The organism is Nitratireductor sp., assembly GCF_017794765.1.
Lineage (GTDB): Bacteria > Pseudomonadota > Alphaproteobacteria > Rhizobiales > Rhizobiaceae > Nitratireductor.
This window is the reverse complement of the sequence record NZ_CP051236.1, coordinates 2,868,417-2,883,406: the sequence shown is the minus strand read 5'-3', so window position 1 is coordinate 2,883,406 and position 14,990 is coordinate 2,868,417. Positions and strand designations below refer to the sequence as shown.

The following is a 14,990-nucleotide window of genomic DNA, read 5'->3' as shown; positions in this document are numbered from 1 at the left end:
CCTGCGGGACAGGGGCCGCCTGCGATCCATCCAGGGATACCGGTGCATGGACATTAAGAAGCAAAGTTCGGCGCGTGGAACGGCCGGCGTCAGCTTCGCGGCGCGTCTTTCTTTCCAGAATATCAGTCATGCCTATGCTTCGGGAGCGCAGACGCTCAGGGATGTCTCTCTCTGCGCAGAGCCGGGTGAGGTGCTTTGTCTTCTCGGCCCATCGGGGTCCGGCAAGACGACCCTGCTCAGGATTGCCGCCGGCATCGAGGCGCAACGCTCCGGCCAGGTGTTTCTGAACGAGCGGGAAATTGCCGGACCCAGTGTTTTCCTGCCGCCTGAAAAGCGCTCGATAGGTCTGGTGTTTCAGGATTTTGCGCTGTTTCCGCATCTGACGATTCTCGACAATGTGCGTTTTGGACTGACCGCGCTTTCGGGTGAGGAAGCCCAGAAAGAGGCAATGATCGCGCTTGAGCGCGTCGGGCTTGAAGGTTACGCCGGTGCCTATCCGCACGTGTTGTCGGGCGGTGAGCAGCAGCGTGTTGCCCTTGCACGTGCGCTGGCGCCACGGCCGGCTGTGCTTTTGATGGATGAGCCATTCTCAGGGCTCGATTCCCGTTTGAAGGACAGTGTGCGCGCGGAAACGCTCTCCATTCTGCGGCAAAGCCGTGCGACCGCCGTTGTGGTGACGCATGACGCAGAGGAAGCGATGCGCATGGGGGACCGGATTGCGCTGCTCAAGGATGGTAAGCTTGTCCAGGTGGGGACCGCCGAAGAACTGTATCGACGTCCGGCCGACGTCTTCGTCGCCAGCTTCTTTTCGGAGATCAACGAGTTTGAGGGGCAGGTACATGGAGGCGGCGTGGAAACGCCTCTGGGGCGTTTTCCGGCAGGTGGTCTGGAAGAGGGGACGGACGCCACGGTGGCTGTACGCCTTTCCGGCTTTCAGGTGGATCAGGAACGGGGCTCCGTACCGGCACGCATCGTTTCGCGCCGCTTCCTCGGCGTGGTGGAGTTCCTCGAACTTGCGATACCCGGGGCTGACCATCACGTGCGGGCGCGTGTGCGCTGCGGACAGTTGCAGCCGGGCGTGCGAGACATCTGGCTGAACGTGATCGAGAGCGATGTTCTCGTATTCGCGAGACAATCGTTTGAAACATCGCGCGAAAGCGCATAAATCAAATCAATGGCAATTGGTGAAAGAGACTGATCATGGGTTCCTTTTCAATCTGGCACTGGCTTATTGTGCTCGTCGTGGTGCTGCTTCTTTTCGGACGCGGCAAGATCCCCGAGCTGATGGGCGACATGGCCAAGGGCATCAAGAGCTTCAAGAAGGGCATGTCCGACGATGATGAGGACACGACCAAGACGGTCGAACATCAGGCCGATGAGCCGGTGAAGGAAGCGACCAAGCCGAGCAAGAAGAAGTCCGGCTGATTCGCCGCGTTCCGCGCAGCGTTTCCACTTCCTGCTATCCGTTTCCGGTGACCTATGTTTGATCTTGGCTGGCCCGAAATCATGGTGATCGCCATCGTCCTGATCGTCGTGGTCGGGCCGAAGGACTTGCCGCGTATGCTGCGCACCTTCGGGCGCACGACGTCCAAATTGCGGACTATGGCGGGCGATTTCCGCAAGCAGTTCGATGAGGCGCTGCAGGAGGCGGAGCTTGATGACGTCAAATCCCTCGTGGACGACGCACGCAAGCTCGATCCGCGCAACGAGATCAAGAAACATCTCAACCCGATCGAGAAGGTGGGGCAGGAGATCCGCTCCGGACTTGATGCGGCGATGAAGCCGCAGGCGGCGAAATCGGGCACGCCGGCGTCCAAGGAGCCGCAAGCGGCGGCGCCGGCAAAGGCGGGCGCGACCCGCATGCCGGGTGAGGCAAAGCCCAAGGCTACAGCGGCGAGCAAGACGGGAACTGCACGGAAAACGGCAGCAAAGCCAGGGGCGGCCAAAGCACCGGCAACAAAGCCCGCGACGACGGCCAGGCCAAAGGCAGGCAGCAAAACCAAGGCGACGAGCAAAACCAAAACGGCGGGCGCGACCAAGCGCGCTCCGGCAAAAAAGACTAGCGGAGCCAAGTCGTGAACGCCGAACGTGACGACGATATCGATCAGTCTTCCGCGCCGCTGATCGACCACCTGATCGAGCTCAGATCGCGTCTGATGTGGGCGCTTGCCGGGTTTTTCGTGGCGTTCCTCGTCTGCTTTTTCTTTGCCAAGCAGATTTTCAATTTGCTTGTCATCCCGTTCCAGTGGGCTACCCAGTGGGCGGGGCTGGACGCGGACAAGGTGGACCTGATCTACACCGCGCCGCAGGAATTTTTCTTCACCCAGATCAAGCTTGCCATGTTCGGCGGACTGGTGCTCGCTTTTCCGGTGATCGCCATGCAGGTCTACAAGTTTGTCGCGCCCGGTCTTTACCGCAATGAGCGGCGGGCCTTCATGCCGTTCCTGATTGCTTCGCCGATCCTGTTTCTGATCGGTGCAGCGCTCGTCTACTTCTTCTTCACGCCGATGGTGATGTGGTTCTTCCTGTCGATGCAGCAGGTGGGGCCGGACAATACGGTGCAGATTTCGCTCCTGCCCAAGGTTTCCGAATATCTCGGGCTGATCATGACGCTGATCCTGTCCTTCGGCCTGGTGTTCCAGCTCCCGGTGGTGACGACGCTGATGGCGCGGGTGGGGCTTCTGACCTCGACTGGGCTCGCCGACAAGCGCAAATATGCGATCGTGGCGGCCTTTGTGGCGGCGGCGATCCTGACGCCACCGGACCCGGTGAGCCAGATCGGTCTTGCGCTTCCGACCATCCTTCTCTACGAAATTGCCATCTGGGCCGCCCGTATGGTCGAGCGCCAGCGCGAGAAGGAAAAGACCGCGCAGGACGAGACCGACGATGCGGACCAGCCGACCGCCTAGATTTGCAGGCTTTCCTGTCGCGTTCGAGGCGGTTCACCGCAATCTCTCCGCGATTGGAAATCTGACATGCTCGACATCAAATGGATTCGCGAGAACCCGCAGGCGCTGGACGAAGCGCTGAAAAAGCGCGGCGCGGACCCTGAAAGCGCGAAGCTTATCGCGCTCGACGAAGCGCGCCGCCAGCACCTTACACAGCTGCAGGAAGCGCAGGAGCGCCGCAATGCCGCCTCCAGGGAAATCGGCAAGGCCATGGCCTCCGGCGACAGGGAGCTTGCCGAGAAGCTGAAGGCCGAGGTGTCGGAGCTGAAGAGTTTTGTGCAGGATGGCGAAGCCGAGGAGCGGCGCCATGACGCCGCGCTGAACGACGCGCTGGCGCGTATTCCCAATGTTCCGCTCGACGATGTGCCTGTCGGCGCTGACGAGAACGACAATGTGGAGGTGCGCAAACATGGCGAGCCGAAGCGCGCCAACTGGGCCAGGGAGCATTTCGAAATCGGTGAGGCGCTCGGCCAGATGGATTTCGAACGCGCGGCGAAGCTCTCGGGCTCGCGCTTCACGGTGCTTTCCGGGCAGCTTGCGCGGCTTGAGCGTGCGTTGGGGCAGTTCATGCTCGACCTGCACACGCAGGAGCATGGTTATACGGAAGTCCAGCCGCCGCTTCTGGTGCGCGACGATGCGATGTTCGGCACCGGGCAGTTGCCGAAGTTCAGCGAGGATTTGTTTGAGATAGCTAATGAAGCGTCCGCATTGAGAATCAGACAGGAGGCAATGAAAGTGCTTGCGGAGAACTGGTCTCACATAGCTGATGTTTCAAGGCAGTCAGAGAGTGGTCTCGGTGAAGGAAATTTCAATCGAGACTTGTTGGAATTGAATTTACTTGCTGAGTCTGAAGGCACGGGAGCCAAGCTCGCCGCTATGGGCTTGGAATGGGATGCTTTAAAGATTGAGGCTGTTCGGGGAGATAGAAAGTGGCTGATCCCGACGGCAGAAGTCTCGCTCACCAATCTGGTGCGCGAGGAAATTCTCGATGGCGAAAAGCTGCCCCTGCGCTTCACCGCGCTGACGCCATGCTTCCGATCGGAAGCCGGGTCGGCCGGACGCGACACGCGCGGCATGCTGCGCCAGCATCAGTTCTACAAGGTGGAGCTTGTCTCGATCACCGATGCCGAAAGCGCGATTGACGAGCATGAGCGCATGACGGCCTGTGCCGAAACCGTGCTCAAAAAGCTCGATCTTCCGTTCCGCACCATGGTGCTGTGCACCGGTGACATGGGCTTTGGCGCACGCAAGACCTATGATCTGGAAGTATGGCTTCCGGGGCAGAACGCCTATCGTGAGATTTCGTCCTGCTCGGTCTGCGGCGATTTTCAGGGGCGGCGCATGAATGCGCGCTACCGGGTTGCAGGCGAGAAGCAGACGCGCTTCGTGCACACGCTCAACGGTTCGGGAACGGCTGTTGGCCGGGCGCTGATCGCGGTTCTGGAGAATTACCAGAACGAGGATGGCAGTGTCACGATACCGTCAGCGCTGAAACCCTATATGGGCGGCCTGGAGAAAATCGAAGCATTGAAGGATTGAGACTTTGCGCATTCTGTTGACCAATGATGATGGCATTCACGCGGAAGGGCTGGCGACGCTGGAGCGGATTGCCCGCACGCTGAGCGACGATGTGTGGGTGGTGGCGCCCGAGACCGACCAGTCGGGCTTTGCCCACTCGCTGTCATTGTCCGAGCCGCTCAGGATGCGCAAGATCGACGACCGGCATTTTGCCCTGCGCGGCACGCCCACCGATTGCGTGATCATGGGTGTGCGGCACGTGATGGATACGCCGCCGGACCTGATCCTTTCCGGCGTCAACAATGGCACCAACATTGCCGACGACGTGACCTATTCGGGGACTGTTGCCGGTGCGATGGAAGGAACGCTTCTTGGCATCCCGTCCTTTGCATTGAGCCAGGCCTACGATTTCACCGACGAAAGCCGCTACATTCCCTTTGCGACGGCAGAGGCGCTTGCGCCGCCGATCCTCAAGAAGCTGATCGAACGCCCGATGCCTGAAGGCGTTCTGGTCAACATCAACTTCCCCAATTGCACGCCTGAGGAAGCCAAGGGCACACTCGTGACCGTGCAAGGCAAGATGGTCCATGGTCTCAACGTGGAAGAACGTCGTGACGGACGCAATTATCCCTATTACTGGCTGCGCTTCGGGCGCAAACAGGCCGACATTCGCCAGGGCAGTGATCAGGCGGCGGTGCGCGACGGTTATGTTTCGGTCACGCCGCTGCATCTTGATCTGACGGCGCATGAGGTGCGCGATCAGCTGGCCAAGGCACTGGCATGAACGAACCGTGGCAGGAGCGAGAGAGCTTTGCCGCCTTCATGCTGCGCATGCGCGCCAGCGGTGTCGGCAGCAAAGAGCTCTTCGCCGCGATGGAAGCGACGCCGCGCGGCAGCTTTCTCCCATCGGAGTGGTACGCGCTTGCCTGGACCGACCGAATGGTGCCGATTGCCTGCGGCGAGGCCATCGAAGGTTGCGACTTTCAGGCTCAGGTGATTGATGCGCTGGGGCTGTCTTCCGGGCATCGGGTGCTCGAGATCGGCACAGGGTCCGGGTTCACGGCAGCCGTGATGGGACGTCTGGCAGGGAGGGTCCTCACACTCGACCGCTACCGGACGCTGGGAGCGGAGGCGCAGTTGCGCTGGGACCATCTGGGCATCACCAATGTGGTTGCCCGCCATGCCGATGGAGCGGATGGGGCGTCCGCTGACGGGCCCTTCGACCGAATCGTTTCCTGGGCCGCTTTCGACGAATTGCCGCGACGATTCGTGGATCAGCTCTCGACGGGCGGGATCATGATTGCGCCGATCGGCCCTGGAAACGATGTTCAAAGCGTTGCCAAACTGGAGAAAGTTGGCAGCAGGTTTGAGCGGACGGATATTGCGGAAACCCGCCTCCAGCCTCTTCTGAAGGGTGTTTCGTCAGCGATCTGAAACCGCGAGAAGCTACCCCATTAGACAATTTCCGCGCGCGGCTTAACCGCTGAGTAACATTAACGCGATTTAATTGCTCGTGTTCAGGTATTGGGTACGCGGGTAGTCAAATGCGTTGTATTGCACGGAATTTCGATCGCGCGCTTTTGCGCGGAGCCGCCGTCATCTTGATCGGCGGTGTGGCGGCAGGATGCAGCTCAGACCTCTCGCGCTTCAAGTCCAGCGACTTTGCTGATGCGCGATCGACGAATCGCAGTGTGGCGATGGCGCCAGCCAGCCAGCCTTATCCCGGCGATATGGCGAGCGGCCTTGACACTACCTACACAGGATCGATCAGCAGGCAGAGCGGGGGACCCCGACCGTCTGCCTCTGTGGGAGGCGCGATGCAGCAGCCTTTGCCGGCGCCCGCCAATACGGCGGCTCGCGCTGCGACCCGGCCAGTCGACCTGACTTCACCCAGTATTGCCAGCGGCAGTGTGCAGCGTCAGCCTATCGCGGCACCGACGCAGTCGGCACCGGTGGTGGCTGCTGCTCCGCAGCCGCAGCTTGACCGTACTCCGACCGGATCCATAGCGCGTCAGTCGGCGCAGGCCCCAGCCCGCAGTGGCAACAGCAGCGATAGCGGCTGGAGCGATGTGGGAGGGACCACCATCACCGTGCGCGAGGGCGAAACGGCTTACAATCTGTCACGGCGTTTTGGCGTTCCCGTGGGGGCAATCCTAAGTGCCAACAATCTTTCGAGCGCGTCCGATCTGAAGGCCGGGCGCAAGATCGTCATCCCCACTTATGTTTATTCGCGCCGAGCGCCGGTCTCTGCACCGGACAGTGATGCGCGCGCGCAGCAGCAGGCTGCACGTCAGCCGATCCCGAACGAACCGGCGCCGCAACGCGAGCCACAGGAACGCCTTGCGGTGCTGCGTGAAACGCCGCGGCCAAAACCGCGACCGCAAGGTGCTGAAACCAACAATACGGCAGCCAATACCCAGAACACAGGTGGCAACATGGGTGCTTCGCCTGCCACTTTGGGTGAGGGGGGCTCCTATACGGTTGTTTCAGGCGATACGCTTTATGGCATCGCCCGCAAAACCGGCGCGAGTGTCGGCGCTATCAAGGCGGCAAACGGTCTGTCGGATGGATATCTGCGGGTGGGGCAAACGCTGGCCATTCCTTCCGGCAATGGCGGCCAACAGACCCAGGTGGCAAGTGTGTCCCAGCAGAATGTCGACAGAACAACGACGAGTGCCACGACACGCGAACCCGCGCCGGCGGTGAAAGCCTCCGCGCCGCAGGCAACCTCTACCACACAGACCCAGGTTGCGGCAGTTGCAACGCAGAGCAATGATGTCGCGCCGGATTCCACGGGAATCGGCAAGCTGCGCTGGCCCGTTCGTGGACGGATCATCTCGGATTTCGGCAGTACGTCCGGTTCGGCCCGCAATGACGGCATCGACATCGCCGTCCCGGCAGGCACACCCGTCAAGGCTGCGGAAAACGGCGTTGTGATTTATGCCGGCGACGGCCTCAAGGAGTTCGGAAACACGGTTCTGGTGCGGCACGACGATGGCATGGTGACGGTCTACGGACATGCCAGTGCGCTTCGGGTCAAACGTGGCGAGAAGGTGCGGCGCGGTCAGGAAATCGCGCTGTCGGGCATGAGCGGCAGCGCCGATCGTCCCAAACTGCACTTTGAAGTGCGTAAGGATGCGACACCCGTCAATCCGAGCGGCTATCTGGAATAAGCGTTCCCTGGATAACGAAAAAAGCTGCGGCCTGCCAGACCTCCGGTCAGGCCGCCTCTTTGACCCGCCCGGAAGGGCGGGTTTTTGTTCACGTGTCCAAACGTTTGCCGAGACGACCGGCAAGGTCCTGGATGAACTGCCAGGCCACGCGACCAGACCGGCTGCCGCGCGTGGTTGCCCATTCAAGCGCTTCAGCGCGGAGCGCTTCCGGAGCTATATCCAAGCCAAAATGAGCAACATAGCCGCGGACCATTTCGAGATAATCGTCCTGCGAACATTTGTGAAAGCCGAGCCACAGCCCGAAACGATCCGACAGTGAGACCTTCTCCTCCACGGCTTCCGACGGATTGATTGCCGTGGAGCGCTCGTTCTCTATCATGTCGCGCGGAAGAAGGTGACGCCGGTTGGATGTGGCGTAGAGAATAACGTTGGCCGGCCGGCCCTCGACACCGCCTTCCAGCGCCGCCTTCAGCGATTTGTAAGATGTGTCGTTCTGATCGAAGGACAGATCGTCGCAGAACAGGATGAAGCGGAAAGGGGCGACCTTCAGAAACGCCATAAGCTGAGGAAGTGTTTCGATATCCTCCCGGTGGATCTCCACCAGTTTCAAAGGTGGCTGTCCGCTGGCGGCAGTGCGGTTGACCTCCGCATGGACCGCTTTGACGAGGGACGACTTTCCCATGCCCCGGGCACCCCACAAGAGGACGTTGTTGGCCGGAAGGCTTTTGGCGAACCGGTCAGTGTTGTCGGCGAGAATATCGCGAACGCGGTCGACGCCGCGAATGAGACCCAACTCTACCCGATTGACGTTTTCTACGGGTTCCAGGGCTTTTCGCTCTGCCTGCCAGACGAAACAGTCGGCAGCGTCGAACCGGGGAGGCACAGCAGGTGCGGGACCGAGATTCTGGATCGTAGCGATTAACCTGTCCAGCTTCTCACTCAACACTTCGATGGTCTTGTCGGACATGATTCCCTCACGAAGGAGCATGCTGTCATGAATTGCGTACCGTACGGTACGGTTCTTTCATAGGGGCGCGGTATTTGCAAGCCGGGAAGGGGGCATTGCGGTACTGAGTGCGGAGCGGGAGTGCACAAGCCCTCAGAAGTCCGTGCGCAGAGACGGTGAACAGTTGCAATGGATAGGCGAAAGTCTATATTCCGGCCACATTTATGACCAGCCGGATGTCCGGCGCATATCAGGAGTTTTCGATGTTCATCACCCCGGCATACGCACAGGCTGGCGCAGGTGGAGCGCCTGACATCTTTGTCAGCATCCTGCCTTTCGTCCTGATCTTTGTGATCATGTATTTCCTCATAATCCGCCCACAGCGGCAGCAAATGAAGAAACGTACCGAAATGCTGGCCGCTGTTCGCCGCGGCGACACGGTGGTTACGGGTGGCGGCCTTGTCGGAAAGGTGACGAAGGTCATCAACGATGCCGAGCTTGAAATCGATCTCGGCGGCGGAAACAAGGTGACGGCCATGCGCTCGATGCTTGCCGAGGTGCGCGTGAAGGGCGAACCGGTGGCTGACAACAGCCAGGCCGCCAAGAAATAACCGCAATATGACGTGATTGCCGGAAAGGGCCGGCAAAACGGCCCTTCCAAACCGAACCGACGAGGCCCCATGCTACATTTCTCGCGCTGGCAAACGATCCTCATATGGCTGGCCGTGGCGCTTGGCGTCGCCTATGCGGCGCCGAACATCATACCGCCATCATACTTGTCCTCGATGCCAAGCTGGGCGCCTTCACGGCCGATGACGTTGGGTCTCGACCTTCAGGGCGGTTCGCATATTCTTCTGCAGATCGAAAAGCAGGAACTGATCGAAGAGCGCATTGTCACAACACGTGACGATATCCGAAGGCTGCTGCGCGAGAAGCGGATCGGCTATACCGGGCTGACGGGATCAGGCCAATCCGTGCAGGTGCGCATTCGCGATGCCGGTCAGGTGGCGGAGGCCAGGGAGGCACTTCGCGATCTGACCCAGCCGGTTAACTCGGGCCTGTTCGGCGGGGGCACCGTCACCGAACTCCAACTGACGGAGCCGGAGCCGGGGCTTCTGCGTTACTCATTGACGGAGGAGGGGATCAACTACCGGGTTTCCTCTGCCCTGTCGCAGTCCATCGAGGTGGTGGGGCGTCGTGTCAACGAACTCGGTACGACCGAGCCGATCATTCAACGTCAGGGTGAAGACCGTATTCTGGTTCAGGTGCCGGGTCTTCAGGATCCTCAGCGCCTGAAGGACATTCTCGGTCAGACGGCCAAGCTTACGTTCCAGATGGTGGACCAGTCGGTGCCGGTGCAAGAGGCGATCAACGGACGCCCGCCAATTGGTACGACGATCAAGTATTCGGTGGATGATCCACCGGTTCCCTATCTGATCGAGGATCGGGTCATCGTCTCGGGTGAAAACCTCGTGGATGCGCAGGCGACATTCGATCAGCGAACCAACGAGCCTGTGGTGAGCTTTCGCTTCGACACCAAGGGCGCGACCCGTTTTGGCCAGGCGACGCAGGAGAATGTCGGGCGGTTGTTCGCCATCATTCTTGACGATCAGGTCATCTCTGCCCCGCAAATTCGCGAGCCCATTCTGGGCGGCACAGGGCAGATATCGGGAAGTTTCGACGTTCAGTCGGCCAATGACCTGGCAGTTCTGCTGCGCGCGGGCGCGCTGCCGGCAACGCTGACAATCATTGAAGAGCGTACGGTGGGTCCGGGCCTTGGGCAGGACTCGATCGACGCAGGCAAGATCGCTTCGGTCATCGGTGCTGCACTCGTCGTCCTGTTCATGATCGCAGCCTATGGGCTGCTCGGTGTGTTCGCCGTCGTGGCGCTCGCGGCGAACGTGACCATGATCATCGCGATCCTTTCGGCGCTCGGGGCAACCCTTACGCTTCCCGGCATTGCCGGTATCGTTCTGACGATTGGCATGGCGGTCGATTCCAGTGTGCTTATCTTCGAGCGAATACGCGAGGAGCGGTCCGGCGGGCGCTCATTGATCCAGGCAGTAGACACCGGTTTCTCCAAGGCTCTGGCGACGATTGTGGATGCCAATGTGACGACACTGATCGCCGCCATCATCCTTTTCTATCTCGGATCCGGACCGATCCGCGGCTTCGCTGTCACGCTTGCCATCGGTATCGCCACGACCGTGTTCACAGCCTATACGCTGACACGCTGGATCGTGGCCGACTGGGTGCGCCGTCGCCGTCCGAAGGAACTGCCGCGCACACCGCTGCGTTTTGTACCGGACAATACCAGCGTCAGCTTCATGAAGTTGCGGCGCCTCACCTTTACGCTCTCGGCCATTGCTTCGATCGCGGCGGTGGCGTTGTTCATGACCGTGAACATGAACTACGGCATTGACTTCAAGGGCGGTTCTTCGATCGAGGTCCAGTCTCGCGAAGGCCCGGCGGATCTAAGCGATATTCGAGCCCGTCTTTCCGATCTCAACCTTGGCGAAATCCAGGTTCAGGAATTCGGCGATCCGCGCGAGGTGCTGATCCGGGTTCAGGCGCAGGATGGCGGTGAGAATGCGGAGCAGACCGTGATCACCAAGATTCGCGGTGAGCTTGAAGACGCTTATGAATTCCGCCGTGTCGAAGTGGTCGGGCCGACAGTCTCTGGTGAACTCGCACGCGCCGGCACCATAGCGGTGCTCGTATCGCTGATGGCGATCCTGATCTACATCTGGTTGCGGTTCGAGTGGCAATTTGCCGTGGGTGCGATCCTGGCGACGCTGCACGATGTGATCATGACGGTCGGGTTCTTCGTGATTACCGGGATCGAATTCAACCTTTCGAGTATTGCGGCAATTCTGACAATTGTCGGCTACTCGCTGAACGATACCGTGGTCGTCTATGACCGTGTTCGCGAGAATCTCAGACGGTTCAAGAAGATGCCGCTGCCGGAGCTTCTGAACCTGTCGATGAACCAGACGCTCTCGCGTACCATCATGACGTCGGTGACGACGCTACTCGCGCTTGCGGCTCTGTTTGTCTTCGGCGGCGAGGTTATTCGCTCCTTTACGGCGGCGATGATCTTCGGCGTGGTGATCGGCACTTATTCATCGATCTTCATCGCAGGGCCGTTGCTGATCCTGTTCCGCATGCGCTCCACTGGTGCGCTGGGGGCGGAGCAGGCTGACGATGAAGCAGCCGGCTCGGAGACGGCCGGACAGCTGCCGGCCAAGTGATGGCGGGCGGTATCGAAATCCGCGCGGCCCACTTTCCGGGCCGTGCTCCGATTGATGCCTATGGCAATGGCGGTTTCCGCTTTGCCGACATGTCCCACCGTGGCTCGATCCTGTGTCTCCCTTCGGGCATACACGGGTGGGATGTCAGAGGTTTCCGCGATCTGGAGGAGGCGGATCTTGCCCGCATGTTCGATGAAGCCGGTGAATTCGACATCCTGCTTGTTGGTACGGGGGAGCAGCTTATTCCGATGCCGGCTGAGCTCCGCAAGCGGTTTCGCGAGGCCGGTGTGGCGGTAGAAACAATGGCCACCGGCGCGGCGGTGCGGACTTACAATGTGCTTCTGGCCGAGGACCGGACTGTGGCTGCAGCGCTGATCGCTGTCGATTAAGATGGCTGACGGGCATCAATACGTCGTTTCTCTGGTGCGGGAGGCTGACCCGGATCGCTATCTTTCGGTCCTTTATGCTCCAGCAGAAAAGCGCTCAGCCCTTTTTGCACTTTACGCGTTCAACGCTGAGGTGGCAGGAATACGGGACCGCGTGAGCGAAGCCCTGCCAGGCGAGGTGCGGCTGCAGTTCTGGCGTGATGTTCTGACGGCACAGACAGCATCGGAAAGTGCGGAAGGCTCGCCGCTTGCGGTAGCACTGCTCAACGCCGTTCGTTCTCATCAGCTTCCGGTCCAGCCGCTGCTGGACCTCCTGGAAGCGCGCACCTTCGATCTTTATGACGATCCGATGCCGAGCCGGAACGACCTGGAAGGCTATTGCGGTGAAACTGCATCTGCGCTGATCCAGCTTGCCGGTCTGGTGCTTGACACGCCTGCTGCAATGCGGTTTTCGGCGGTTGCCGGGCATGCTGGCTGTGCGCAGGCCATCGCCGGGCTCCTGCGTATGCTACCTATCCACCGCAGGCGCGGGCAGTGCTATGTTCCAGGGGATTTGCTCGCGGCTGCGGGAACCACGCGCGAGGCGCTGTTGAACGGAGAGGACAAGGCGGGATCGGCGCGCGCGCTTGCCGCGATGATTGCGCTCGGCAGACACCATGCGACCAGGTTTGAACAAGGGGCGAAAGATCTTCCAGCCAGCCTGCGCCCGGCGTTTTTGCCTGCAGGGCTTTCAGGCGCTTACCTTGATCGTCTCGAGGCCAGGGGAGAGGCCGTTCTTGATGAAATTGTCTCTCTTGCTTTATGGCGGCGTCACTGGCTCATATTGAAACGCGCTGCGAGAGGCTGGCGATAAGCTGCTGCCCCATTTGCGCCGTTCTCACATGTTCGTGTTCGCCCCGCGGTCCCGATTGAGGAAATCTCTTGTCAGAAAAACTGAATAGAACCCATGCGGGCATCGGCTGGCTGGCGTCACTGCAGGAAGCCGTTTCCGCGATGGGAGAAGCTGTCTCACGCTTTCCGGTTACTGTCGGCTTTCTGCTTCTCACGGCGGCCCAGGCGAATGCCATCGTTGCCGACAACACTCTGTTTTCATCCCGGCTCTTCGGCGTTGTGCCTCAGGAAAATCAGGTCTTTGCGTTGATTGCGGCGGTGCTTGCGTCATTTGCCGCAACGCTGTTTGCCCAATCCAGGCGCCTCTCGGTGTGGCCCTGTTACATCCTGCCCGTTCTCGCCGGATTGGCAGCCTTCACCGTGATGTGGCCACCCATAAGTGCGCGAACCGTAGAGTGGGCTTTTCTTCTCTCTCTGGCGACATTCGTACCCGTCGCGCCCTTTGCTGGCAGAGGGACAGGCGCCGCCTTCTGGATGTTCACGGCACGCCTGGCTTTTGCGGCTGCGCTCGCGATCCTAGCATTCGTCCTCTTCGGGGGTGGTGTTTCTGCAATACTGGCGAGCCTCACACACCTCTTCGGTATAGACATACCCAACGATCTCTACGGGCACATCTGGGTGTCCATTGGGCTCTTCGTTGCTCCGCTGTTCGGTCTTGGTCAGACCCCCTTTGTGTTCAATGAGGAGCCCGGCGGGCGCGAACATGACATGATGCAACATGGAATGCGGGCGCTTGGCGACTTTGCCGCTGTTCCGCTTCTCATCATCTATGCGGTAATCCTGCATCTCTACACGGCAAAGATCGTTGTAACCGGAGAGGTACCGCAGGGGCAGATCGGCTGGTTGGTGCTTACCTATGGTGTCTGTACCGTTGCGGTTCTGCTTTTGACCAAACCGTTTCTCGATACGGCACGCGCGCCGACCCGATTTTTCGTGCGATTCTGGCCGTTGATCCTTCTGGTCCCGCTTGGCCTTCTTTTTTACGCTCTGTGGTTGCGCGTGAGCGCTTTCGGATGGACTGTGGAACGCTATTTCCTGGGGCTTTTCGGCGTTGTGATGCTCGCTCTGGTCATCCTGCAGACGGTCCGACCTCTGCGCGGCGATATTCGAGTGGTCGCAGGCCTGCCAGTCATCGCGCTTCTCATTGGCAGTTTCGGGCCTCAGGGGGCTGTAAACTGGTCCATCAGTTCGCAACAGGCGCGCTTTCTTCATATCGTCCGTGGCGAGCCTGAGGACCTTCAAACGAAGGCGGAAGCGCTTGCCGTTCTGCGCTATCTCGGTGGAGAGAATGCCGAGCTTGGCGTGGCTCCCGAAGGGTTCGCGCCGTCTGGAGAGGAAAGCCTCTATCGGCAGATTGCCCATGCGTGGAATCTGGATCCGGACAATGCCGTTCAGCGTGGGCGCCAGGGGTTTTCCTATAACAGCGGTACAGCAGTCACCGTTGCCCTGGATGGGTTCGATGTACTTGTTCAGAACGTACAGCTCTACAAGGAAGATACAGCGAGCGTCTCATTGTCCCTACCAGGCGGAACCCGTCTCAGGCCGGTGCTGAAACCCAACGCCGTATCGCTGGCGCCGGAAGCCGGCGCTCCCATTCTCTTCAGGATCGATGCAGCGAGAATCGTCGAGCTGTCCTCGAAAGTCGATCAATCGGCTGTATTGCGCCTCGAGGCGGAAGGCAGACAGATCGTGCTGATCCCCACGTATCTTTACGCCCGTTCATATCCCGAAACAGTGCTGGAGAATTTCTCAGGCGCGATTCTGTTGCGAAGCAGAGACTGGGAGTAGGGTTTAGCGGACTGTTGCAATGCCCCGGAAAGAAGAAGGGGTGCGCGAACCGCACCCCTAATAACCTGCACATCAGAGATTTCTCTGGA

General features: G+C 60.1%; 14 protein-coding genes. 13 read left to right on the top strand and 1 reads right to left on the bottom strand.

Features of this window, described 5'->3' with window-relative positions; genetic code table 11:
- Positions 1–46: 46 nt before the first annotated feature.
- The 8 genes from HF949_RS13690 (at position 47) to HF949_RS13655 (ending at position 7,639) form a co-directional block, all read left to right on the top strand.
- On the top strand, positions 47–1,165 hold the full coding sequence (locus HF949_RS13690) for an ABC transporter ATP-binding protein (RefSeq protein ID WP_292896119.1): 1,119 nt from the start codon (positions 47–49) through the stop codon (positions 1,163–1,165).
- A 35-nt stretch (positions 1,166–1,200) separates the two neighbouring features.
- Positions 1,201–1,425, top strand: a complete 225-nt coding sequence (locus tag HF949_RS13685; protein WP_292896117.1) for a twin-arginine translocase TatA/TatE family subunit — start codon at positions 1,201–1,203, stop codon at positions 1,423–1,425.
- Positions 1,426–1,479: 54 nt separating this feature from the next.
- A complete protein-coding gene (tatB, locus tag HF949_RS13680; RefSeq protein WP_292896115.1) occupies positions 1,480–2,079 on the top strand; it encodes a Sec-independent protein translocase protein TatB in 600 nt (199 codons plus the stop codon).
- Positions 2,076–2,909, top strand: a complete 834-nt coding sequence (tatC, locus tag HF949_RS13675; protein WP_292896113.1) for a twin-arginine translocase subunit TatC — start codon at positions 2,076–2,078, stop codon at positions 2,907–2,909. The genes tatB and tatC overlap by 4 nt, the downstream gene beginning before the upstream one ends.
- A 66-nt stretch (positions 2,910–2,975) precedes the next feature.
- Positions 2,976–4,487, top strand: a complete 1,512-nt coding sequence (serS, locus tag HF949_RS13670; protein ID WP_292896111.1) for a serine--tRNA ligase — start codon at positions 2,976–2,978, stop codon at positions 4,485–4,487.
- A gap of 4 nt (positions 4,488–4,491) precedes the next feature.
- Positions 4,492–5,250, top strand: a complete 759-nt coding sequence (gene surE, locus HF949_RS13665) for a 5'/3'-nucleotidase SurE (RefSeq protein ID WP_007008238.1) — start codon at positions 4,492–4,494, stop codon at positions 5,248–5,250.
- Positions 5,247–5,900, top strand: coding sequence for a protein-L-isoaspartate(D-aspartate) O-methyltransferase (locus HF949_RS13660; RefSeq protein ID WP_292896107.1), 654 nt, complete (start codon positions 5,247–5,249; stop codon positions 5,898–5,900). The genes surE and HF949_RS13660 overlap by 4 nt, the downstream gene beginning before the upstream one ends.
- Before the next feature lie 383 nt (positions 5,901–6,283).
- Entirely contained in the window at positions 6,284–7,639 is a 1,356-nt protein-coding gene (locus tag HF949_RS13655) for a peptidoglycan DD-metalloendopeptidase family protein (protein ID WP_366931269.1), read from the top strand.
- Between the two features lie 88 nt (positions 7,640–7,727).
- Here the strand turns inward: HF949_RS13655 and HF949_RS13650 are convergent, their stop codons facing one another.
- Positions 7,728–8,606, bottom strand: a complete 879-nt coding sequence (locus HF949_RS13650; protein WP_292896103.1) for an ATP-binding protein — start codon at positions 8,604–8,606, stop codon at positions 7,728–7,730.
- Positions 8,607–8,848: 242 nt separating this feature from the next.
- On the opposite strand from HF949_RS13650, the gene yajC reads away from it, so the two are divergent.
- The 5 genes from yajC to HF949_RS13625 all read left to right on the top strand — a co-directional run bounded on the left by yajC (position 8,849) and on the right by HF949_RS13625 (position 14,901).
- Positions 8,849–9,196 carry a preprotein translocase subunit YajC gene (yajC, locus tag HF949_RS13645; protein ID WP_292896101.1) on the top strand — a complete coding sequence of 116 codons (348 nt, stop codon included), beginning with the start codon at positions 8,849–8,851 and terminating at the stop codon, positions 9,194–9,196.
- A gap of 69 nt (positions 9,197–9,265) precedes the next feature.
- The gene (gene secDF / locus HF949_RS13640; RefSeq protein WP_292896099.1) at positions 9,266–11,836 is read left to right on the top strand and encodes a protein translocase subunit SecDF; all 2,571 of its coding nucleotides are present in this window, start codon (positions 9,266–9,268) and stop codon (positions 11,834–11,836) included.
- Positions 11,836–12,225, top strand: a complete 390-nt coding sequence (locus HF949_RS13635; protein ID WP_292896097.1) for an Mth938-like domain-containing protein — start codon at positions 11,836–11,838, stop codon at positions 12,223–12,225. Before secDF ends, HF949_RS13635 begins: the two co-directional genes overlap by 1 nt.
- A gap of 1 nt (position 12,226) precedes the next feature.
- Positions 12,227–13,075 (top strand): phytoene/squalene synthase family protein, encoded by an 849-nt coding sequence (locus HF949_RS13630; protein ID WP_292896095.1) that lies wholly within the window; start codon positions 12,227–12,229, stop codon positions 13,073–13,075.
- Positions 13,076–13,143: 68 nt separating this feature from the next.
- The gene (locus HF949_RS13625) at positions 13,144–14,901 is read left to right on the top strand and encodes a DUF4153 domain-containing protein (protein WP_292896093.1); all 1,758 of its coding nucleotides are present in this window, start codon (positions 13,144–13,146) and stop codon (positions 14,899–14,901) included.
- Positions 14,902–14,990: the final 89 nt, after the last annotated feature.